Raw genomic sequence first — 22,605 nt, 5'->3', positions numbered from 1 at the left:
GAAAGTCCGGTATGGCCGATTTGAAACGCGCAATAGGACTGATGAGCGGTACTTCGATGGATGGTATCGATATTGCGCTTCTGACCACCGATGGTGAAAATTGGGTCGAGCGTGGACCATCCAGTGCTGTGTCTTATTCGGAGGGGTTTCGTGGGCGCTTGAAGGCAGCGCTGGTTGATGCGCGCAGTATCAACAAACGCAGTGAACGCCCCGGTGTCCTTAAACAGCTTGAACACGACCAGACCCTTCTTCATGCGATAGCGATCCAGGATTTCCTATACGCGCATTCGTTAAGGCCTGATGAGATCGATGTGATCGGTTTCCATGGTCAAACCGTGCTGCATCGTCCGCGTGAGGCGCTGACTGTGCAGATAGGCGATGGACAGCTGCTGGCTGAAGAGACGGGCATTCCCGTCGTCTATGATATGCGTGCCGAAGATATGCGGCACGGCGGCGAGGGTGCCCCTCTGATTCCGGCCTATCATGCAGCTTTAGCGGCCAATCTTCCGTTTGGCCTCGATGGGCCGGTGGTCTTCGTCAATATCGGTGGCATATCCAACCTGACCTATGTTGGTGAGGGCGGTGCGCTGATGGCCTATGACAGTGGGCCAGGCAATATGCTGATCGATCAGTGGATGGAGCTGCATGAACAGGGAAGCTTTGATCCAGGCGGCATCACGGCGATGAGTGGCACTGTGGATGAGACCTTGGCTTTGAAATATCTCGATCACGAGTTTTTCAAAGGGAATCATCGTCGTTCTTTGGATCGGGGTGATTTTGTCGTTCCTGCGAAAGATGAGGCGAACTTGGCAACAGGCGCACGCACGCTTGCTTATGTCAGTGCGGCCGCCATTCTGCGGTCGGCTTCGCATCTGCCGTCGAAGCCTCGAACCTATGTCGTCAGTGGCGGCGGACGTAAGAATGCAGCGATCATGGCTGAACTGAGTGCGCTTGCAGAGCGTGAAGGCGCACGCGTTTTGGATGCTGATAATGCGGGTTTTGATGGCGATGCCATGGAAGCGGAAGCATGGGGCTATCTGGCTGTGCGTTCAATGCGTGGGCTACCGCTCACCTATCCGACGACAACGGGCTGCGATAAGCCTGTTTCCGGTGGTGGTCTTGCACTTCCGCCAAAATAAAAGCCCGGTGAGAACAATCACCGGGCTTCAGTAGGATTAACCTTTTAAGGCTTTTAGCGCAGACGCTTCTGGCGGACTTCAACTAGTTCGCCAGCAAGACGGCGCTCCAGATATTCCGAGCATTCGTCGATCAGCTGATCGCCCATGCCGGTGAAGAAGTGGTTCGCACCCGGAATGGTGTTCTGGGTAATGGTGATACCCTTCTGCGTCTTGAGCTTATCAACGAGCCCCTGAACATCCTTTGGCGGTGCAACCTTATCCTGATCGCCATGAATGATCAGGCCCGAGGACGGGCAGGGCGCGAGGAACGCAAAGTCGTAGGTGTTTGGCTGCGGCGCGACCGAGATAAAGCCTTCGATTTCCGGGCGGCGCATGAGAAGCTGCATACCGATCCACGAACCAAACGAATAACCGGCGACCCAGCAATTCTTCGAATCCGGATGCAGAGCCTGCACCCAGTCGAGCGCGCTTGCCGCATCCGACAATTCACCTGCGCCGTGGTCGAACTCGCCCTGACTGCGGCCAATGCCACGGAAGTTGAAGCGAAGCGTTGTAAAACCGCGCTGCTGGAACATGTAGAACAGATCATAGACGATCTTGTTGTTCATCGTTCCACCGAACTGCGGGTGCGGATGCAGGATAAGGGCTATAGGCGCATTCTTTTCCCGTGAAGGCTGATAGCGGCCTTCAAGGCGTCCGGCAGGGCCGTTGAAAATGACTTCTGGCATGTGTACTCCGCTGGTGATCGGAAGATCGGCTTCAGGGTGGCGAACTTGACGTGGGGGTGCGCCGCTTCTAGAACCGATTTGAAATTTCGTTAGACTGGACCGTAGTTCAGTACCTAATGTGGCTTAATAGGCTTTTCCTGATTGAAAATTCAAGAAAATTGCGCTTCTGGCCACTTTATGGTGTCGCTTAGGAGATAGTATCGGTGATCGGAACCGGCAAGAGGCTCTATCTGGACTATAATGCCAGTGCGCCTTTGCTTGATGAAGCGCGCAATGCAGTCATCGAGGCATTAGGCATAACCGGCAACCCTTCATCCGTGCATCGCGAGGGCAGGGCTGCCCGCGCGCTGGTCGAATCGGCTCGCCGTAGTGTGGCAGCACTCGTGAACGCCAAGCCTGAGCATGTCTTTTTCACATCTGGCGCCACCGAAGCCGCATCCACCTTGTTGACGCCGATCTATATGATGGGGCGTTCGCCGGTACGTCTGTCGCATCTTTATGTAAGTGCAACCGAGCACCCCTGTATGTTGGCGGGCGGACAATTTGCTCCAGACAACATCACGGTTCTTCCGGTCGATGGAAATGGTATCCTTCGTCTGGATGCGCTTGAACAAGCGCTGAAAGCGCACGACAAGAGCGCAGGCTTGCCGCTAGTTGCTGTGCAGGCCGGCAATAATGAAACCGGAGTAATCCAGCCCATTCGCGAGATCGCAGCACTCGTCAAAACGGCAGGCGGTATCTTCGTTGTCGATGCGGTACAAGCCGCTGGACGTATTAAGATAGATATTACAGAGGGTTGTGGCGATTATCTCATAATCTCTTCACATAAGATCGGTGGCCCGAAGGGTGTTGGTGCCGTGATCGCAATCTCTGATCTCATGATGCCGAAGGCGCTGGTCCGGGGTGGCGGTCAGGAAAAGGGACATCGCGCAGGCACAGAAGCGCTTCCATTGATTGCAGGCTTTGGTGCGGCTGCGGATGTTGCAGCCACCCGACTGAATGGCAATGGCTGGTCTTTCGAAGCGCGTGACCGGCTTGAAACCGGTCTCATGGAGATTGCACCAAGTACCACGATCCACGGTAAATCCGTTGATCGTCTCCCGAACACGACCTTCTTCTCGCTTGACGGACAAAAGGCTGAAACCGTTCAAATCGCATTTGACCTTGGCGGAATAGCTCTGTCGGCAGGATCAGCCTGTTCTTCGGGAAAGGTCGGACCAAGTCATGTGCTGGCTGCAATGGGCCTTGAGGAAGGGCCGGGCGCGATCCGTGTTTCGCTCGAACCAAATGCTCAAATAGAATCTGTTGATCAGTTTCTTGACGTTTTGCGCAAAATCGTTGCCCGTCACGAGCGCTCAAAGGCCAGTTAAACGCCTAATCGGGCCTAACCTCGTAAATTATTCTTGAATTTTACCAGCAAATTTAAAGCCGGGCTTGAAATTTAGTTTAGAGAGGTTTTAAAGAAGCGTCACGCACACTATATTGTGGCGAGGATAGCGACTATCATCGCCCTGACGTTTGCAACTGTCGAACCTTGAATTCGACGAGGATGGAGAACGCCAATGCCTGCAGTGCAGGAGACCATTGATCAGGTTCGCGGCTTGGACGTGGACCAGTATAAGTACGGCTTCGAAACAACGATCGAATCCGAGAAGGCCCCAAAGGGTCTTAATGAAGATATCATTCGCTTCATTTCCGCTAAAAAAGAAGAGCCGGAATGGATGCTTGAGTGGCGTCTGAAGGCCTATGAACGCTGGCTCACCATGGAAGAGCCATCATGGGCGCGCGTGGATTATCCAAAGATCGATTTCCAGGATGCGTATTATTACGCAGCCCCGAAGAATCAGACCGGCCCAAAATCGCTGGATGAAGTCGATCCGGAATTGCTCCGCACATATGAAAAGCTTGGTATTCCCCTGCGTGAGCAGGAAATCCTCGCTGGCGTGCGCAAGCAGGGCGATCCAAGCGAAATTGACGGCAATCCATCGGACAACGTCTATGCATCGGGCCGCGTGGCTGTTGATGCCGTGTTCGACAGTGTTTCCGTTGTGACGACTTTTAAGGCAGAGCTTGCCAAAGCGGGCGTGATCTTCTGCTCGATTTCGGAAGCCATTCGCGAGCATCCTGAACTGGTTCAGAAGTATCTCGCTTCGGTTGTTCCGGTTTCGGACAATTATTATGCGACGCTGAACTCGGCTGTCTTCACCGATGGTTCGTTCGTCTATGTACCAAAGGGCGTTCGCTGCCCGATGGAGCTTTCGACCTATTTCCGTATCAATGAAAAGAATACGGGCCAGTTCGAGCGCACGCTGATCATCGCGGAAGAAGGCGCTTACGTCTCCTATCTCGAAGGCTGCACCGCACCACAGCGCGACGAAAACCAGCTCCACGCAGCAGTCGTTGAACTGATCGCGCTCGATAATGCCGAGATCAAGTATTCGACCGTTCAGAACTGGTATCCGGGCGATAGTAGCGGCAAGGGCGGTATCTATAACTTCGTTACCAAGCGTGGCGATTGCCGTGGTGATAATTCCAAGATTTCGTGGACGCAGGTTGAAACCGGCTCCGCTGTAACGTGGAAATATCCTTCCTGCATTCTGCGCGGTGACAATTCGCGTGGCGAATTCTACTCGATTGCCGTTTCCAACGGCTATCAGCAGATCGACAGCGGCACCAAGATGATCCACCTCGGCAAAAACACGTCGAGCCGCATCATCTCCAAGGGTATTTCGGCAGGCAATTCCAACAATACCTATCGCGGTCAGGTTTCAGCCCATCGTAAGGCTGAAAATGCCCGCAACTTCACCCAGTGCGACTCGCTCCTGATCGGCAACGATTGCGGTGCGCATACCGTGCCATATATCGAGGCAAAGAACGCCACTGCACAGTTTGAGCACGAGGCAACCACCTCCAAGATTTCCGAAGACCAGCTGTTCTACGTTATGCAGCGCGGCATTCCGGAAGAGGAGGCTATCGCCCTCATCGTCAATGGTTTTGTGAAGGAAGTTATTCAGGAACTGCCAATGGAATTCGCCGTCGAGGCGCAGAAGCTCATTGGCATTTCGCTTGAAGGCAGCGTCGGTTAATCCGGCGCGCTTTACTGCCTTAAAACATCCGATTTTCTGGCCAGCCCTTTAACTGGCATAAGCAGCTCTTCGTGAGTCTGCGCTGAGAGACAAGGTTTATACCCATGCTTGAGATCAAGAACCTTCATGCAAAGATCGCTGACACGGATACAGAAATCATCCGTGGTCTGAACCTCACTGTGAACAAGGGCGAAGTTGCCGCCATCATGGGCCCGAACGGCTCGGGCAAGTCGACACTGTCCTACATTCTTGCAGGTCGCGATGATTATGAAGTGACCGAAGGCGACATTCTTTACAACGGCGAGTCGATCCTCGAGCTCGATCCGGCTGAACGCGCTGCCAAGGGCATCTTCCTTGCGTTCCAGTATCCGATGGAAATTCCAGGCGTTGCCACGATGGAGTTCCTGAAGGTTGCGATGAACAGCCAGCGCAAGGCGCGTGGCGAAGCGGAACTGAAGATTCCTGAATTCATCAAGCGCGTGAAGGAAGCCGCTGGCGGCCTTAACATCGACATGGACATGTTGAAGCGTCCACTCAATGTTGGCTTCTCGGGCGGCGAAAAGAAGCGTGCTGAAATTCTTCAGATGCAGCTTCTCGAACCAAGCCTTTGCGTTCTCGATGAAACCGACTCTGGCCTCGATATTGACGCGCTGAAGATCGTTTCGGATGGCGTGAATGCTCTTCGTTCGCCAGACCGCGCCGTGATCGTGATTACCCACTATCAGCGTCTGCTCGATTACATCGTGCCGGATAGCGTCCATGTTCTTTACAAGGGACAGGTCATCAAGTCGGGTGATAAGACCCTCGCAAACCACCTTGAAGAAAATGGCTATGCCGACATTATCGGCGAAGTAGCCTGAGGAGCGGATTATGAACATCCAGACCTCTAAACCAAGGACACCAGCTGAAAGCGCGCTGATCGACAGCTTCGCCACTCGTATGGGCGAACTGCCGGGCAGTGGCGATGTCGTCGTTGCACGCGACAACGCGCTGGAATCGCTGAAAGTGCACGGTCTTCCGTCGCGCCGCATTGAAAGCTGGCACTACACGGATTTCCGTACGCTGCTTAAAGGCGTTGCTGACTTCAATCCGACTGCTGGAACCAATGCGCTTCCTGCACTGCTCGCAGGCTCGTCCATCATTGCTGCAAGCAATGGTGCAGCACTTGACGCAAAGGCTCCGGAAGGTGTGACCCTGACTGCTGTGCGCGACGCACTTGCTGATGGCTCGCTCGTTCCGCAGCTTACCGTTAGGGGAACCGATGACACGATCGGCCAGATCAACGCTGCTTATGTAAGCGATGGCTGGGCGTTGTCGATTGCCGATGACGTTGAGCTTGAAGCACCGCTTGAGCTGCAGAACATCCAGAAGACCGGGCAGGGCCACACGCGCTTCCCAGTCGAAATCGGTTCGAACGTCAAGGCAACGATCATTGAGCGTCAGTCGGGCGGTGAAGGCGATGCTTTCTCGACCTCTGTAAGCCATGTGAGCGTTGGCGATGGCGCTGATGTCATCTGGGTTATTCTGCGTGATTTTGGTCAGGCAACGCAGCTTGCCCAGTTCAACGCAACGATTGGCGCAGGATCGAAGCTTACGCTTTACATCGTCAATGCTGGTGGCAAGCTGGTTCGCCAGGAAGTGCATCTGACTGTTGCAGGTGAAGATTCGGACTTCGAACTTCGTGGCCTCAATCTTCTGTCTGACGATTCCCACACCGACATCACCATGACAGTGGCGCATCTGGTCGAAAATACACGTTCGACCCAGATCATCCGCAACGTCGTCAAGGATCGTGCGCGTGGTGTATTCCAGGGGATGATCCGTGTCGCACAGATCGCCCAGAAGACCGACGCCCGCATGGCCTGCAACACGCTGCTGCTGTCTGACGATGGCGAGTTTGATGCGAAGCCGGAGCTGGAAATCTTTGCGGATGACGTGGCTTGCGGCCACGGTGCAACGGTCACTGAGCTGTCGAAAGACTATCTCTTCTATCTGATGGCACGCGGTGTTCCTGAAAACGAAGCCCGCGGCCTGCTGATCAAGGCTTTCATCGCCGAGATTATTGAAGAGCTGGAAAACGAAGCTCTCGTTGAAGCACTGGAAGAAGTGCTCTCGAACTGGCTTGCAGCCCACGCTTGAGTAAATAAGGCGGAGTAATAATTGCTCCGCCTTTTCTGCCTGAAGGGTAGAAGGAGCGATCATGGATCAGAAGAATCCAATTGTTGCGGCTTACGATGTCGAAGCGATCCGCAGAGACTTCCCCATCCTGTCACGACAGGTTCATGGCAAGCCGCTCGTTTATCTCGATAATGGCGCGTCTGCGCAAAAGCCGCAAAGCGTCATCGACGCTGTTACGCATGCCTATGCGAATGAATATGCCAATGTGCATCGCGGCCTGCATTTTCTTTCCAATGCCGCGACCGATGCTTACGAAAAGTCGCGCGAAACGGTTCGTCGCTTTCTGAATGCCGGTTCTGTAGACGAAATCGTCTTCACCAAGAATGCGACTGAAGCGATCAATACGGTCGCTTACGGTTATGGTATGCCCAATATCGGCGAGGGTGATGAAATCCTTCTGTCGATCATGGAGCATCACTCCAATATCGTTCCATGGCACTTCATCCGCGAGCGGCAGGGCGCAAAGCTTGTCTTTACACCGGTCGATGACGAAGGCGTGTTCCATATCGAGGAATTTGAAAAGCGTCTGACCGAGCGTACGAAGCTTGTTGCAATCACCCACATGTCCAACGCACTTGGCACAGTCACTCCGATCAAGAAGATCGTTGAACTTGCTCATGCGCGCGGCATTCCCGTGCTGGTCGATGGTAGCCAGGGCGCTGTCCACCTGCCGGTCGACGTGCAGGATCTCGGTTGTGACTGGTATGTCTTTACCGGCCATAAAGTCTATGGCCCGTCAGGTATCGGCGTTCTTTATGGTCGCGCTGAAATGCTCGAAAAGATGCGCCCGTTTCAGGGTGGTGGCGAAATGATCGAGGAAGTGACAGAAGAAAACGTCACTTACAATCACCCGCCGCATCGTTTCGAAGCTGGCACACCGCCGATCGTTCAAGCGATTGGCCTTGGCGCTGCGCTTGAATATATGGAAAAAATCGGCCGTCATGCGATCGCAGCCCACGAAGAAGACTTGCGTATTTATGCGCATGAACAACTGGGCAAGATCAATAGCTTGCGCATTTATGGCAATGCTCCGGACAAGGGGGCGATCATCTCGTTTGCGCTTGATGGAATTCACGCGCATGACGTGTCAATGGTCATTGACCGGGCAGGGGTTGCGGTGCGTGCCGGCACGCATTGCGCACAACCGCTCTTGAAACGCTTTGGTGTCACCTCTACATGCCGTGCATCTTTTGGGATGTATAACACCCGTGCTGAAGTGGACGCGCTGGCAGAAGCCTTGGAAAAGGCAAGGAAGTTTTTCGGATGACCGAGATCGAACAAAAAGTTCAGGAACAGACTGAAACCAAGACGGACGATGCAAGCGCATCGGCAGATGGAAAGTCTGTTTTCTCCGCCTCTGCTATTCCGCAGGAAGAGCTGCTTCGGCTGACCGATGATATCATCAGCGCGTTGAAGACTGTTTATGATCCTGAAATACCAGCGGATATTTACGAGCTCGGTCTGATTTACAAGATCGACATCGAAGATGATCGCACGGTCAAAATCGAAATGACGCTGACTGCCCCTGGTTGCCCTGTTGCTGGCGAAATGCCGGGCTGGGTCGAGAATGCCGTTGGTGCAGTTGAAGGTGTTTCGATGGTCGAAGTAACCATGACATTTGATCCGCCATGGTCTGCTGACCGCATGTCGGAAGAAGCGCAGGTCGCTGTCGGTTGGTACTAAGAACTAAGAAGCCCCGCAAAATGCGGGGCTTTTTATTTGGTCAGAAGCCTGTCGTGTTCGCGTAGTGCAGGGAATTCTTTCCGATACTTCCCTGTATGAGGCCAACTAGCCCGCCTAGCGCCGTGGCCGCCGATACGAGCCCTTGGCCGCCTCGGAAAGATATAGACAGTACGGCACCCATAAATTTGAGTGCACGGCCTACGATCTTCATTGGCAATTTTTTCAATGTCTTGTTCGGGTTTTCGCGATAACGAGCGCCGAACTCTGTGATGTTGTGGTCACGGTTGCGACGATAATGATAGCTCAGCGTCAGTCGAGACGACGGCACTGTTTCATAGACGATCGCATCGCAAGCCCAGCCGGTTCTTGCGCCAAGCGATTTTGCTTTCGCCCAGAGGTTCCAGTCTTCACCCCCGGTCAGCCCGAAATGGGAATCGAAACGCAGTCCGGTGTTGCGGAAGAAATCTAGTCGTCCCATCCAGCTGCCTGTGGCAACTTTGATGGAGTCACCGCGACCTGCAGCACATTTGCGGCGGCATCTTTTCTCAGCGTTATAACCACTGCGTTTAATACCCGACCAGACAAGCTTTTGAAGAATTGTCAGGTTCTCATCAAAAGGTTTTGGTCTTACCGGGGAGCCTATAATATCGAGCTCCAGTCGATCTCGTTCTGCGAGCAATGTCACAAGCCAGTTTGGCTCAACAAATTCATCGTCATCAACGTAGACTAGAAAGTCAAAACCCTGTTCGATTGCGTGATTCAACGCTCGATTTCGTGCCGAAGAAATGCCTAAAACACCTTCCACGATATAATCGATATGATCGCCTGGCATTTGCGCGCGAAACGTTTCGACGGTCTCATCAAGCGTCGGTAAAGAGTTATTCTCGACAATGAGAAATGAAACGTTGACGTTGTTAGGCTTCTGAATGGAAGCAAGTGATGAAAAAAGGTTGCAGAGCATTTTCGGTCTGCTGCGAGTTACGACGGAAACACAAATGCGCCGTTGACACATGATATATTAAACCAAAAAAGTTTATTTGCGATATTATGCAAGCTTAATATGTATTTGTTATGAATGCAATAGTTGTAAAAAAAGCAACGTTGCAACCGCAGGAAAGAGAAAGCAGTCTCTTATTCTTGCAGCTATTTGAATTTGTAAGGGAAAAAAACGAGCACATGATAAATGCGCTAGTGGTGCCCCCAGAGAGACTCGAACTCCCGACCCCCTGATTACAAATCAGGTGCTCTACCAACTGAGCTATAAGGGCAGCACAGGCGTGGAATTAGCATAATTTTCAGCCGTGTAAAGCGAAAATTCACATTCAGCGGGTGATGGTAAGCAGGTTTTGCATATGATAGCCATCATGTCTGTGGAAAATGCACGCTTTGGCTCGCTGGAACGGATAAAAATGAACGATACATCCTTGGCGCTTCACTTCGTTTCTTCAGGGACAGAAGAATCACTCGCAGCTCAGAAAGAGCTGGTGAAGCGTTATGGTCATGTTGCTGCAGAAGACGCCGACACAGTTGTCGCGCTGGGTGGCGATGGTACAATGCTGCAGGCCTTGCGGGATTTCATGAACAGCGGCATTCCCGTTTACGGTATGAACCGTGGTTCAGTGGGCTTTCTGATGAACGAGTTCAGCGTCGAAGATTTGCCTGCGCGCATTCATGCAGCGCAGAAAGAAACAATTCGCCCTCTGGAAATGATTGCGGAAACGGAATCTGCTCCGCCATTCAAGGCTTTGGCAATAAATGAGGTTTCGCTTTTCAGGCAGTCCTATCAGGCCGCCAAGGTGCGGATCACCATTGATGGTAAGGTTCGGCTGGAGGAGCTCGTTTGTGACGGTGTGATGGTCGCGACGCCTGCAGGGTCTACCGCCTATAATCTTTCGGCGCAGGGGCCAATCCTTCCGCTGGAAGCGCCACTTCTAGCTTTGACACCCGTAAGCCCTTTTCGACCAAGGCGATGGGGTGGGGCACTTTTGCCAAAGCATGTAACCCTGCGCATGGACTTGCTTGAAACTGAAAAGCGACCAGTGAATGCAGTTGCTGACAATAACGAAGTTAAATCCGTGAAGGCAGTTACTGTGCGTGAAGACCCGGATAGTCGGGTTGCTATCTTGTTTGATCAAAATCATTCATGGGATGAGCGCATTCTGACAGAACAGTTTAGACATTAGTTGGCTATGAATTTAGTAGTTTCACGCTTTAGTGTTCGGTGAAACATAATAAAATACAAATAAATAAGCATTTTTATATTCTCTCCGGGTATTTTAGTTGACTTTTGCACGTTCTGGACGTAGGCGATGCTGCAAGAAAACGCGTATAGCGTTGCAGATGCCTTTTCTGCCTTGGTTCCTGCGCCGGATGACGCGGCTGCAATGACAGGATGGGTGGAACTCACTTCCAAACAGAGAGCTGCGCCTCCATTGACAACATTTGCCGAACTCGGTCTTTCCCCGAAAGTGCTCGCTGCTGTTGAAGCTGCGGGATACACCGCGCCTACGCCTATCCAAGCGGGAGCAATTCCTCCAGCGCTTGAGCGTAAGGATGTGCTTGGTATTGCACAGACGGGCACCGGAAAGACTGCATCTTTCGTTCTGCCTATGCTCACGCTTTTGGAAAAAGGCCGTGCTCGCGCTCGTATGCCTCGCACACTCATTCTCGAACCAACGCGCGAACTCGCAGCGCAGGTCGAAGAAAACTTTGTGAAATATGGCATTAATCAACGTTTGAATGTTGCTCTGCTCATCGGCGGTGTTTCGTTTGACGAGCAGGAACGCAAGCTTGAACGCGGCGCAGATGTGCTGATCGCCACGCCTGGTCGTCTTCTCGACCATTTTGAGCGCGGCAAACTGCTCCTGACTGGTGTTGAAATTCTCGTCATCGACGAAGCTGACCGTATGCTCGACATGGGTTTCATTCCCGACATCGAGCGTATCTGCAAGCTGATCCCGTTTACCCGTCAGACGCTGTTTTTCTCGGCAACCATGCCGCCAGAAATTACCAAGTTGACCGAACAGTTCCTGCATTCGCCAACGCGTATCGAAGTTGCCAAGGCTTCTTCAACCGCAAAGACTGTGACGCAGCGTCTGGTCAAGTCGGGTAAGAAGGACTGGGACAAGCGCGCAGCTCTGCGTGATCTGATCCGCAGCGAACAAGATTCGCTCAAGAACGCGATCATCTTCTGTAATCGTAAGAAAGATGTGTCCGAGCTGTTCCGTTCGCTTGTTCGTCATGAGTTCAATGCAGGCGCTTTGCATGGTGATATGGATCAGCGCGCACGCATGACGATGTTGGCAAACTTCAAGGAAGGCAAGTTGCAGTTGCTGGTTGCCTCTGATGTTGCTGCACGCGGCCTTGATATCCCTGATGTGAGCCACGTCTTCAATTACGATATTCCGATTCATTCGGAGGACTATGTCCATCGTATTGGTCGTACTGGTCGTGCCGGTCGTTCAGGCAAAGCATTTACGCTGGTAACCACTGCGGACACGAAGTATCTGACCGCAATCGAATCCATGATTGGTGAAAAGATCGAATGGGTGGACGGTGATCTTTCTACATTGCCAGCGGCTGACGAATCTGAAGATACGTCACGCAAGGGCAAGAATGCCCGAGGTAAAGGCAAAGATGCCAAGGGTAAGTCGAAAGACAAACAGAAGGTCGAGGCACCTGTGATCGTTCAGGCCGATGAACCGCAACCAGTTATCAATGAAATAAAAGATCGCCGCGATGCAATCCGTCATTCAAATGACGACCGTCGCGGCAAGCCGCAGCACGATAATCATAAGCGTCGCCGTGATCGCGATGATGATGATGGTCCAGTGCCGATTGGCTTCGGTAACGACATTCCAGCATTCATGCTGATCCCGACAGGGATACTGGCGTAAGGCTTAGAAGAAACAAAAAGCCGCTCTTTCAGTGAGCGGCTTTTATTTTTTGGCTTCTGATCTGAGGCTGGCTGCAAATGCAAGTCGCGCCCATTCGGTCATGATTTCTGGATCATCATAAGCTTCGTCCGGCACACTCCAATAGGGCATTGCAATGGTTTTTCCGTTCTTGCGGCCGTCGTAAGTCCACTGTGTTGATCCCGCAGCGATGAAAGCCGGTGCGCTTTCCTGATCTGCCTTTAAAAGCAACTCATCCTGAACAACAAGCGCTACGATCAAACCCTGATGGTAGATACCTTTGCCGCCAAACATGCGGCGGATGCTAATCGTCCCTAAGCCTTCAAAAAGGTCTCGTAGAGATTGATCATCCATGGAATGGGTAATCCTGAACGGTTAAGCAGCGCCCTGCATCTGGCGAAGGCTTTCTGGTGACGCTGCTGTGAGCTCAACAGACTCACCGCAACCGCAAGCCGATGTCTGGTTTGGATTGTTGAAAACAAAGCCAGTGCGCAACGTGGTCACTTCGAAATCCATTTGAGTGCCAAGCAGGAATAACACGGCTTCTGGAGCGATATAGACCTTAGCTCCGTTCTTTTCGACGGAATCATCACCGGCCTTTGGCTCAGTGACGAGATCAATCGTATATTCCATGCCAGCGCAGCCGCCTTTTTTTACGCCTACGCGGATACCGAGGGCACCGTCACGGGAAGCCATGATTTCATTAACGCGCGCTGCGGCTGCATCGGTAAGCGTCAAGACTGAGAAACGGCCCATGTTCATCTCTTCCGGTGTTATGCTGGTTTGTGACTGAAGAATCATCCAGTCTGTTCGCAACGTTGCGCTTTTCTGCGCGATTGCCACGTTTTTACTATAGTTAGTGTTGTAACATCATTACTGCAAGACACCAAATCAGTCGTTGTCCTGGCTGGCAAACACATCTTGGTGTGCTGCAACCAAAGAATTGCTGGAAGAGGAGACGCGTATGTTGATTGAACGCATGAAGCCTTTGATGCTTGCCGGGATTGCTGGCGTTTTCAGCACGATGATTTTGGTCTCTGGCACGCAAGCGCAGGAAGCGCCTAAGAAAGCAGCTTCTGAGCAGGAACAGACCAAGCCGGTCGAAGAGACAAAACCGTCTGAGCAGACGCAGGACGCGTCTGATGGCATTACGGTGCCTGATTATCGCGATGATAGGTCCACGCCGCAGGCGCTAATGGAATCCTATTATAATGCGATCAACCGCAAGGAATATGCTCGCGCTTATAGCTATTACTCGGAAGAAGGACGTGAACCGGACTTTAAGGTCTTCGTTAAAGGTTATGAAAAAACCAAGAGCGTGAAGGTTGCAGTTCGTAAGACTGATCCAGATCCGGGGGCAGGGCAGATTTACTGGAGTCTTCCGATTGCAATCGAATCCGAAAGCGATGATGGCAAGAAGGAAGTTTATACCGGCTGCTATACAATTCGCCTTACCAATCCCGGTATGCAGGAAGAGCCACCATATAAGCCTATGCAGATTATGACCGGTTCGCTCACCAAGTCGCCGCTTGAAATTGAGAAAAGCGTTCCGGAAAGCTGCGAAGCGCCATAATGAAAGATGTTGCTTGACCTTACCACGATGGGAAGCTGCATTGTGGGTATAGTGAAAGCAAGGAGTGATTTAAATGGTTACGTTTTCAATTCCCAAGATGAAATGTGGCGGTTGTGCTGAGAGCGTTACAAATGCACTGCACAAGATCGATGGAGCATCCACGGTGGATATTGATCTCGATAAGAAAGAGGTCAAATTCGTAAGCAATGCTTCAAATGACGATGCACTCAACGCACTTGCTGCAGCGGGCTATCCAGCAACGATCACGCAATAATGTGATCAACCTCACAAGCGTTTTGATAATGCATGACTTGTAAGACGCTTATCCAAAGCCTAAGTGCCGGACGCAGATGCGCCCGGCATTTTTGTTTTGATAGAATGATATACGGTGCGGAGAGGCGACCAAGTGCTGCAGCTAGGCCTGCAAAACTTGTGTTTGATTGACTGGAAGGCCGATTTTTGCCACATCAGCGGCAAATCTCGTTTATGGTGCCCCGTAACGACAGCGAACTGAGATGATAGCATTGGATGCGTTATCCAGGCTCTGTTCATAAAGGGTGCCAGAAGGCATAATCATCGCGTTATCGCGATATAGAAGGATGTAGGGCATGGCTATGGCAGCCGATTTCCAGGATCTTCGCACGAAGATGGTCGATAACCAGATCCGTACCACGGATGTAACGGACCTTCGGGTCATCGACGCTTTTCTGACCGTTCCGCGCGAAGTTTTTGTTCCGGCAAACCGTCAGGTGCTTGCCTATATCGACGAAGACCAGCTTCTCGAAGGCGAGGGCACTGCGCCACGCTATCTGATGGAGCCGTCACCTTTTGCAAAGCTTATTCAGCTCGCAAAGGTAAATAAGAACGACGTCGTTCTCGATATCGGCTGTGGCACTGGTTACTCTTCGGCCATCCTTTCTGAGCTGGCAGGTTCGGTTATTGGTCTTGAAAGTGATTCCTCTTTGTCAGCTATTGCAGCGGCTCGTTTGCAGGAATTGGGCCATGACAATGTTGTGATCGTTTCAGGCGATTTGAAAGCAGGCTACCCTTCTGAAGCGCCTTACGATGTGATTTTCATCGAGGGTGCAGTTGATTTTGTACCGGAAGTACTTTTCAATCAGCTAAAGGAAGGTGGTCGTTTGATCGCCGTCGAAGGCCGTGGAAACGCCGGAGTTGCAAGGATTTACGTGAAAGAAAACGGCGTGGCTTCTGGTCGTAGCGTTTTCAACACTGCAGTTCGTCCGCTTCCAGGTTTTGAGCGTGTTGAGCAGTTCGAGTTCTAATCCAGAGCATGGGGCAATTCTGCAACGATGCGGAAATTGTTTGTGAAAGCACTGGCGGGAAAGATGGAAATAGCGGAATTTACACGTTATTAAGTCTTCCCGAACCGATCGGTTCGATTATAGATTCGTTTGTTCTTATATGAGGTATACGGTGTTCAAAGCGTGCAAAGGACTTATGGCGGCGGCAATACTCCTGTCGGGCACCGTTTTATCGGGCCAGGCCGCTTTGTCAGAGACGCTGAACGGCGCTCTCATGAAGGCGTATAAGAACAATGCTACCCTGAACTCATCGCGGGCAGGTGTGCGTATTCAGGACGAAAATGTTGCGATTGCAAAATCCGGCTATCGTCCACAGATCACCGGTAGCTATAACGTAGCTCGTGGCAAGTCGCCTACCTCTGATTATAGAACGACCGGCACTTACGGCATTGAGCTTAACCAGATGTTGTTCGATGGTTTTCAGACCAAGAACAACGTTGCTTCAGCAGAAACCACAGTTTTTGCTCAGCGCGAGAATCTCCGAAATGACGAACAGAACACGCTCCTAGAGGCCGTTCAGGCCTATATGAACGTGTATCAGCTTCGCCAGATTGCGGCTTTGCGCGAGAAAAATCTGGCCGCTATGAATGAGCAGGTACGCGCCTCGCGTGCTCGCCTTGACGTAGGTGAAGGCACTCGTACCGATGTTGCTCAGTCAGAATCGCAGCGTTCTACTGCAATCGCGCAACTCAACTCTGCTCGTGCAGACGTTAAGTCTGCCGAAGCGACCTATGTTCAGGTTATCGGCTCACAGCCAGATCGCCTTTCTACGGCACCAGCTGCAAAAAATCTGCCACGTTCACCAGACCAAGCCTACGCGAATGCAGTGACCGTGCATCCTGGTATTCTTGCCACTCAATATGCAGTTAATGCGCAGGGCTTTAACGTCAAGGCCAAGGAAGGCGCTTTGCTGCCGACTGTCGGTCTGACGGCAAGTGCCAGCCACCTCGACACCTATGCCGGTACGAGTGTCGGCGACGGTAACTCAGCTTCGGTTGGCGTTGGTGTAAGCATTCCAATCTATACCGGTGGCCGCACTTCTGCACAGGTACGCCAGGCTAAGGAACAGCTCGGTCAGGCACGTATCGAAGTCGATATCGTTCAGGATAAAGTTCGTCAGGCAATCAGCTCTGCTTGGTCGCAGCTTGAAGCAGCTCGTGCATCCGTGAAAGCGAACCGCGATGGCATCGCTGCAGCTCAGCTTGCTCTTGATGGTGTGATTGAAGAACGTAAAGTTGGCCAGCGCACGACGCTAGACGTATTGAATGCTCAGAATGATCTCGTCAGCGTACAGATCGCACTCGTTCAGGCTGAACACGACTCGATTGTTGCAAGCTATGCGCTTCTGAATGCCAGTGGACGTATGACGGCACAGGACATGCAGTTGCAGGTCGCTCAGTACAAGCCTGAAGAACATTACAATGCAGTCAAGGACAAATGGTTCGGTTTGCGTACACCAGATGGTCGCTGAGCCCTATCATAAGCATTAATAAAAACGGCGCCCTCATCGGCGCCGTTTTTGTATGATTCGTCTTTCGGTTCGTAAATCTTAATAAAATGATAAAGCTGTGGGTTCGGATCACACATACCTGTGCAGGGATTCTCAAATCGCTGCATGTCCGATACCCTTAATCCATTGATTCTCTGCCTGTGTGAGTAATTGGCAAAAAGGGAAAGACGGACAGCTATGGCACAAACATCCAGCGCAGCACGCGAACCGTCGATGGAAGAAATCTTGGCTTCCATTCGCCGGATTATCGAAGATAGCGATGTTACGCGTCATCCGGCGCCTGCCGCATCCGCATTTCCTTCTCGTGGTGAGGTCGCCAAATTCCGCCGACCTGCAACGATAGAAGAGCAACAGCCTGAAGCAGTGGAGAAGCCGGTGGCAAAAGCCCCGATTTTCTCTGAGGAACCAATCCTGCGCGGCCCGATTGTCGAACCTGCAAAAGAGGTTGCTGTTGCTGACGAAACTGTCGATGCCGACGAAGAAGAGGCTGACTTCATTCCTGACGCGCAAAACGATGACAATCGTAGCGGAATCGTCGAAACTACTGGCGAGATAGACAATACCGTGTCGGCTGAAGCTCAAGTTGACGATAAGATCAGTGCGTCATGGACCGAAGACGTGTCAGAACCAGAGGCTGAAGTGGCTCCGGTTGCTGAGGCGCAGCCTGCTGACTTGAAAGCGCAGGGCGCAGCACATATTTTGTCGGAAGGCACAGGACGTAAAGTAGCTGCAGCATTTCAGGATTTGAACCACGCTGTTCATTCCGAACCGCGCCGTTCCTTTGATGAAATCGCATCAGATCTTTTGCGTCCAATGCTACAGAATTGGCTCGATACCAATCTGCCTCCGCTTGTCGAGCGACTTGTTCGCGAAGAAATCGAACGTGTGGTGAGAGGCGAACGCTAACCGTCGCACGTCAGATTGGACTCTTTGACCCGTCTGTCATGCAGGCGGGTTTTCACTTTTAGGGTGATTTGTCGGCTGTTAGTTGCTATTCACCCGTCAATCAATTCATTCCGCATAAAGACCGGACGTTTCCATGCTTGAGAAGACTTATGACGCCGCGGCCGTAGAGCCGAAAATCGCTGAACGCTGGGAAGAAGCTGGCGCATTCAAGGCGGGTGCAGGTTCAAAGCCTGGCGCCGATCCATTTGCTGTGGTTATTCCTCCGCCGAATGTGACGGGGTCGCTTCACATGGGCCACGCGCTCAACAATACGATTCAGGACATCATGGTCCGCTTTGAACGTATGCGCGGCAAGAACGTTCTTTGGCAGCCAGGTATGGACCATGCGGGTATTGCCACGCAGATGGTTGTTGAGCGCCAGCTCGCTGAGCGTCAGGAACCAAACCGCCATGCCATGGGCCGCGAAAAATTCATTGAACGCATCTGGCAGTGGAAGTCGGAATCCGGAGGCTTGATTTCCAATCAGCTTCGTCGCCTCGGCGCATCATGCGATTGGTCGCGTGAACGTTTTACGATGGACGAGGGGCTGTCACGCGCTGTTCTTGAAGTGTTTGTCTCTCTTTACAAGCAGGGACTGATTTATCGCGACAAGCGCTTGGTCAACTGGGATCCGAAGTTGCTTACCGCAATTTCCGATATTGAAGTCGAATCCCGCGAGATCAAAGGCCATCTGTGGCATTTGCGTTATCCGCTGGAAAACATTCCTTTCGATCCAGAAAACCCCCATACATTCATTGTTGTCGCCACCACGCGGCCTGAAACAATGCTTGGTGATACGGGTGTTGCTGTTAATCCGAAGGATGAGCGTTATCACGCTTCAATTGGCAACAATATCGTACTGCCACTCGTTGGCCGTCGTATTCCGATTGTTGCGGATGATTATGCTGACCCGGAAGCAGGTTCCGGTGCGGTTAAAATCACGCCTGCTCATGACTTCAACGACTTTGAAGTAGGCAAGCGTAATGATCTGCGCGTCATCAATATTCTCACGCCTTCTGCTGCGGTCACTCTCAAGGGCAACGTTGATTTCCTTGAAGGTCTGGAAGTAACGCCTGAACTCAATGCGCTTATCAACGAGTTTGAAGGACTAGACCGTTTTGCTGCGCGCAAACGTCTTGTCGAAACGCTTGAAGAGCGGGGTTATCTCGAAAAGATCGAGGATCACACGCATGCGGTTCCGCATGGTGATCGCGGTGGCGTACCGATTGAGCCTTACCTGACCGACCAGTGGTATGTGAATGCGGCTGAACTTGCAAAGCCAGCTATGGCTGCGGTTCGTGATGGGCGCACGCAGATTGTGCCGAAGAACTGGGAAAAGACCTACTTTGACTGGATGGAAAACATTCAGCCATGGTGTGTTTCGCGTCAGCTCTGGTGGGGCCATCAGATCCCGGCATGGTATGGACCAGATGGAAAGTGGTTCGTCGAGAAGAGTGAAGAGGAAGCCAAAGCTGCGGCTCTCGCACATTACGGCGAAGACGTTGCTCTGGAACGCGATACGGACGTTCTGGATACCTGGTTCTCATCAGGTCTCTGGCCGTTCTCCACACTCGGCTGGCCTGACAAGACACCTGAACTCGCGGCCTATTATCCAACCAGCGTTCTGGTAACTGGTTTCGATATTCTGTTCTTCTGGGTTGCCCGCATGATGATGATGGGCATGCACTTCATGGAGGAGATTCCGTTCCACACGGTTTATCTCCACGCACTCGTGCGCGATAAGCACGGCGCAAAGATGTCGAAGTCCAAGGGCAATGTTATCGATCCGCTTGAGCTGATGGATGAGTATGGCGCAGATGCTCTGCGCTTCACACTTGCGATCATGGCGGCTCAGGGACGCGACGTGAAGCTCGATCCAGCGCGTATTGCTGGCTATCGTAACTTCGGCACCAAGCTCTGGAATGCAACACGTTTCGCACAGATGAATGGTGTTAAGCTCGACCCGAACTTCAAGCCTGATGATGCGAAACTCGCTGTTAATCGCTGGATTCTGACTGAGCTTACGAAAGCAACAAGTGCAGTTACTGAAGGCATTGCGAACTATCGTTTCAACGAAGCAGCCAGCGCTGCCTACCGTTTTGTCTGGAACCAGTTCTGCGATTGGTATCTGGAACTGCTCAAGCCGATCTTTATGGGCGATGATAAGGCTGCCAAGGCAGAAGCACAGGCAACGGCTGCTTACTGTCTGGATGAGATCTATAAAATCCTGCATCCATTCATGCCGTTCATGACCGAAGAGCTTTGGACGTTGACCGCAGGCGAAGATGCAAAGCGCGATACAGTTCTTGCTTTGGCAGAATGGCCAGAACTGTCGTTTGAGGATGAAGAGTCCGCCGCAGATATCAACTGGCTGGTTGATCTTGTCATGGGCATTCGTTCTGTTCGTGCGGAGATGAATGTTCCGGCAGGTGCTGTTGCACCGATTGTTGTTCTCGAAGCGAATGAAACAACCATTGATCGTTTCGCGCGTCATGATGCTGCTATCAAGCGTCTTGCGCGTGTGGAATCGGTTTCCTTTGCTAATGAAGCACCAAAAGGCTCTGCTCAGCTGGTGCATGGCGAAGCCACGATTTGCCTTCCTTTGGGCAGTCTGATTGATCTGAAAGCTGAAGCCGCTCGCATGGCGAAGGAAGCAGGTAAGATCGCGGCCGAAATGGAAAAAATCGAGAAGAAGCTCTCAAACGAAAAGTTCGTGGAGAACGCCAAGGAAGAAGTTGTTCAGGCAGAACGCGAGCGGCTCGCTGAACTCAAAGATGCGGCTGCACGCGTTGCAACCGCCGAAGCACGTATCCGTGAAGCAGGCTGATTTCGGCAGTTAGCAACAGCTTTACCTCGAATCACAAGCCCGGCAATTTCACATTGCCGGGCTTTTCTGTGTCGGTGGGTCACAATTAGCTTGTTTCAAGGCGCTCTAAAGTTCATCGAACCGCCGTTTCGATTGTTTTTCCGCGCTGTTGCGCTTTAGCAACAAGGCGTGATTTGGGCCGAAAAGTGGCTAGAATTGGCGTTTTAAAGCAGGTTAGAACCAAGAAATTTAGAAGAATTCGCAATTAGCATGCTAATTTTGTGCTTTTCGCTAAAACACATCTTCGCTACTCGCTGTTCTCCCAATTTATCTATCTTGCGGGCTGAATCCTTCCTGATTTACGTTTGCGTCAAAGTAAATTGCTGAAGTTCATTGCATTCTGTTTGGGAGGACACTTTATGAAACTGCAGCGCATGAAAGCTGTCGGAATCGCAGCCGGTCTGTTGGGGAGTGCCGTAAGTGCACATGCAGGCGGTTTGGAACGTAGCTCGCAGGATTTTGATATCCTGTTTGAGCAGGGAACCGTGATCGACACGACGGGGACTTTCGTTTCGCCACAGCGTAAGCTGAAGAACATTCGTGGTCCAATTGGCGACAGAACCGGCAACATCAACCCGTTGAGCGGTCGTCCTTATTCCTCTGACGTCGATGAGGCCAAGAGCTATTGGGTTCCGAAGTTTTCGGCAAAGGTTGATCTTACTGACGATCTCGCTTGTGCGGCCCAGTACCGTCAGCCTTGGGGTATTCATACGGATGTAGGTACAGACAACCTTCGTATGTTTACGGCTATCGAGCAGAAGATTTCCTCCAACGATTACGGCCTGAACTGTTCTTATCGGTTCAATGCGGGGGAAAAGGGTTACTTCCGCCTTCTCGGTGGCGTTAGCTATCAGGAGCTGAAGGGTGAGCAGACCCGTATGATCCCTCCGGGTTCAGCTTTCGGTGGTACGTTCCGTGTCGCTTCGCTTGATGTTGAAGATAAAGCTTTTGGCTGGCGTATCGGTGCTGCCTACGAACTTCCTGAATACGCAATTCGTGCAAGCGTCGTGTATCAGTCTGAAGTCAAGTACAATCTGGAAGGCACTATTGATAACCTGGCTCTGAGCCCGCTCACTGGGCGCTCGCTTCCAATCGCTGTCGCAGGTGATGTTGCTACGCCGCAGTCTGTAGAGTTCAAGTTCCAGACGGGTATTGCTCCTGACTGGCTCGCATTCGGTTCGGTCAAGTGGACCGATTGGTCGAGTGTTGAAACTGTTGCGTTCGACTCTTCTGCCAATCTTCAGCTGGCGCCTGGTGTAATTGTTCCTAAGGGAACGAACATCACAAACCTGAACCTCTACTATCAGGATGGCTGGACTGTCAGTGGCGGTGTTGGTCACAAGTTCAACGAACAGTGGTCTGCTGCTGCAACCGTTACCTGGGATCGCGGAACGACAACCGGTTTGACATCGCAGACCGACCTCTGGCTCTTTGGTCTGGGCACAAACTACAAGGCAACGGAAAACTTTGAAATCCGTCTCGCTGGCGCTGCTGGCTGGCTCACGTCGGGCGAAATGGACGATACCATCGTGAACGGTAAGCCAAACGCTACCGGCTCGAAGGGTGAGTTTGGTAATGATTTCGTCGGCGGTCTGTCGCTGACGGCCAAAGTTAAGTTCTGATCGTCTGAACACCACAATGAAAAGCCCGGCTTCGAGCCG

The 22,605-nt window shown here is 52.0% G+C and carries 20 protein-coding genes and 1 tRNA gene; 16 read left to right on the top strand and 5 right to left on the bottom strand.

Annotation, left to right across the window (positions count from 1 at the left end):
- Positions 1 to 11: 11 nt before the first annotated feature.
- Positions 12 to 1,139 carry an anhydro-N-acetylmuramic acid kinase gene (locus RT142_RS02155; protein WP_313026973.1) on the top strand — a complete coding sequence of 376 codons (1,128 nt, stop codon included), beginning with the start codon at positions 12 to 14 and terminating at the stop codon, positions 1,137 to 1,139.
- 53 nt (positions 1,140 to 1,192) lie between these two features.
- Here the strand turns inward: RT142_RS02155 and RT142_RS02150 are convergent, their stop codons facing one another.
- Positions 1,193 to 1,867, bottom strand: a complete 675-nt coding sequence (locus RT142_RS02150) for an alpha/beta hydrolase (RefSeq protein WP_007874783.1) — start codon at positions 1,865 to 1,867, stop codon at positions 1,193 to 1,195.
- Between the two features lie 203 nt (positions 1,868 to 2,070).
- On the opposite strand from RT142_RS02150, the gene RT142_RS02145 reads away from it, so the two are divergent.
- The 6 genes from RT142_RS02145 (at position 2,071) to RT142_RS02120 (ending at position 8,814) form a co-directional block, all read left to right on the top strand.
- Positions 2,071 to 3,237 carry a cysteine desulfurase family protein gene (locus RT142_RS02145; protein ID WP_313026970.1) on the top strand — a complete coding sequence of 389 codons (1,167 nt, stop codon included), beginning with the start codon at positions 2,071 to 2,073 and terminating at the stop codon, positions 3,235 to 3,237.
- Positions 3,238 to 3,429: 192 nt separating this feature from the next.
- A complete protein-coding gene (gene sufB, locus RT142_RS02140) occupies positions 3,430 to 4,953 on the top strand; it encodes a Fe-S cluster assembly protein SufB (RefSeq protein ID WP_007874786.1) in 1,524 nt (507 codons plus the stop codon).
- Positions 4,954 to 5,057: 104 nt separating this feature from the next.
- Complete coding sequence (gene sufC, locus RT142_RS02135) at positions 5,058 to 5,813, top strand: Fe-S cluster assembly ATPase SufC (RefSeq protein ID WP_007874788.1); 756 nt, start codon at positions 5,058 to 5,060, stop codon at positions 5,811 to 5,813.
- Positions 5,814 to 5,823: 10 nt separating this feature from the next.
- Positions 5,824 to 7,092: a Fe-S cluster assembly protein SufD gene (gene sufD, locus RT142_RS02130; RefSeq protein ID WP_113158538.1), complete on the top strand. Its 1,269-nt coding sequence runs from the start codon at positions 5,824 to 5,826 to the stop codon at positions 7,090 to 7,092.
- Between the two features lie 61 nt (positions 7,093 to 7,153).
- Positions 7,154 to 8,398 (top strand): cysteine desulfurase, encoded by a 1,245-nt coding sequence (locus RT142_RS02125; RefSeq protein ID WP_112804845.1) that lies wholly within the window; start codon positions 7,154 to 7,156, stop codon positions 8,396 to 8,398.
- Entirely contained in the window at positions 8,395 to 8,814 is a 420-nt protein-coding gene (locus tag RT142_RS02120; RefSeq protein WP_007874794.1) for an SUF system Fe-S cluster assembly protein, read from the top strand. The genes RT142_RS02125 and RT142_RS02120 overlap by 4 nt, the downstream gene beginning before the upstream one ends.
- A 40-nt stretch (positions 8,815 to 8,854) precedes the next feature.
- Here the strand turns inward: RT142_RS02120 and RT142_RS02115 are convergent, their stop codons facing one another.
- Together RT142_RS02115 and RT142_RS02110 are read right to left on the bottom strand one after the other, a co-directional pair.
- Positions 8,855 to 9,826, bottom strand: coding sequence for a glycosyltransferase family 2 protein (locus RT142_RS02115; protein WP_079211817.1), 972 nt, complete (start codon positions 9,824 to 9,826; stop codon positions 8,855 to 8,857).
- 180 nt (positions 9,827 to 10,006) lie between these two features.
- Positions 10,007 to 10,082, bottom strand: a tRNA-Thr gene (locus RT142_RS02110).
- 141 nt (positions 10,083 to 10,223) lie between these two features.
- Here RT142_RS02110 and RT142_RS02105 point away from each other — a divergent pair.
- Both RT142_RS02105 and RT142_RS02100 read left to right on the top strand, forming a co-directional pair.
- A complete protein-coding gene (locus RT142_RS02105) occupies positions 10,224 to 10,997 on the top strand; it encodes an NAD kinase (protein ID WP_007874798.1) in 774 nt (257 codons plus the stop codon).
- Positions 10,998 to 11,246: 249 nt separating this feature from the next.
- Positions 11,247 to 12,710: a DEAD/DEAH box helicase gene (locus RT142_RS02100; RefSeq protein ID WP_007874799.1), complete on the top strand. Its 1,464-nt coding sequence runs from the start codon at positions 11,247 to 11,249 to the stop codon at positions 12,708 to 12,710.
- A 42-nt stretch (positions 12,711 to 12,752) separates the two neighbouring features.
- Here the strand turns inward: RT142_RS02100 and RT142_RS02095 are convergent, their stop codons facing one another.
- Both RT142_RS02095 and sufA read right to left on the bottom strand, forming a co-directional pair.
- Positions 12,753 to 13,082, bottom strand: a complete 330-nt coding sequence (locus RT142_RS02095) for a TfoX/Sxy family protein (RefSeq protein WP_079211818.1) — start codon at positions 13,080 to 13,082, stop codon at positions 12,753 to 12,755.
- 21 nt (positions 13,083 to 13,103) lie between these two features.
- The gene (gene sufA, locus RT142_RS02090) at positions 13,104 to 13,484 is read right to left on the bottom strand and encodes a Fe-S cluster assembly scaffold SufA (RefSeq protein WP_007874803.1); all 381 of its coding nucleotides are present in this window, start codon (positions 13,482 to 13,484) and stop codon (positions 13,104 to 13,106) included.
- Between the two features lie 208 nt (positions 13,485 to 13,692).
- Here sufA and RT142_RS02085 point away from each other — a divergent pair, with 208 nt between their 5' ends.
- The 7 genes from RT142_RS02085 to RT142_RS02055 all read left to right on the top strand — a co-directional run bounded on the left by RT142_RS02085 (position 13,693) and on the right by RT142_RS02055 (position 22,566).
- Complete coding sequence (locus RT142_RS02085) at positions 13,693 to 14,301, top strand: hypothetical protein (RefSeq protein WP_313026963.1); 609 nt, start codon at positions 13,693 to 13,695, stop codon at positions 14,299 to 14,301.
- Positions 14,302 to 14,374: 73 nt separating this feature from the next.
- Positions 14,375 to 14,575, top strand: coding sequence for a heavy-metal-associated domain-containing protein (locus RT142_RS02080; protein ID WP_064320538.1), 201 nt, complete (start codon positions 14,375 to 14,377; stop codon positions 14,573 to 14,575).
- A 340-nt stretch (positions 14,576 to 14,915) separates the two neighbouring features.
- Entirely contained in the window at positions 14,916 to 15,584 is a 669-nt protein-coding gene (locus RT142_RS02075) for a protein-L-isoaspartate O-methyltransferase family protein (protein ID WP_064322403.1), read from the top strand.
- A gap of 139 nt (positions 15,585 to 15,723) precedes the next feature.
- Positions 15,724 to 17,094, top strand: coding sequence for a TolC family outer membrane protein (locus tag RT142_RS02070; RefSeq protein ID WP_079211819.1), 1,371 nt, complete (start codon positions 15,724 to 15,726; stop codon positions 17,092 to 17,094).
- Between the two features lie 216 nt (positions 17,095 to 17,310).
- Complete coding sequence (locus tag RT142_RS02065; protein ID WP_112804843.1) at positions 17,311 to 18,039, top strand: PopZ family protein; 729 nt, start codon at positions 17,311 to 17,313, stop codon at positions 18,037 to 18,039.
- A gap of 133 nt (positions 18,040 to 18,172) precedes the next feature.
- A complete protein-coding gene (locus tag RT142_RS02060) occupies positions 18,173 to 20,905 on the top strand; it encodes a valine--tRNA ligase (RefSeq protein ID WP_313026958.1) in 2,733 nt (910 codons plus the stop codon).
- A 398-nt stretch (positions 20,906 to 21,303) separates the two neighbouring features.
- Positions 21,304 to 22,566, top strand: a complete 1,263-nt coding sequence (locus RT142_RS02055) for an OmpP1/FadL family transporter (protein WP_312470122.1) — start codon at positions 21,304 to 21,306, stop codon at positions 22,564 to 22,566.
- Positions 22,567 to 22,605 lie beyond the last annotated feature (39 nt).

Source organism: Brucella sp., from assembly GCF_032066345.1.
GTDB lineage: Bacteria > Pseudomonadota > Alphaproteobacteria > Rhizobiales > Rhizobiaceae > Brucella > Brucella pseudogrignonensis.
The sequence above is the reverse complement of the archived record's forward strand: the minus strand, read 5'-3'. Positions and strand labels throughout refer to the sequence as shown.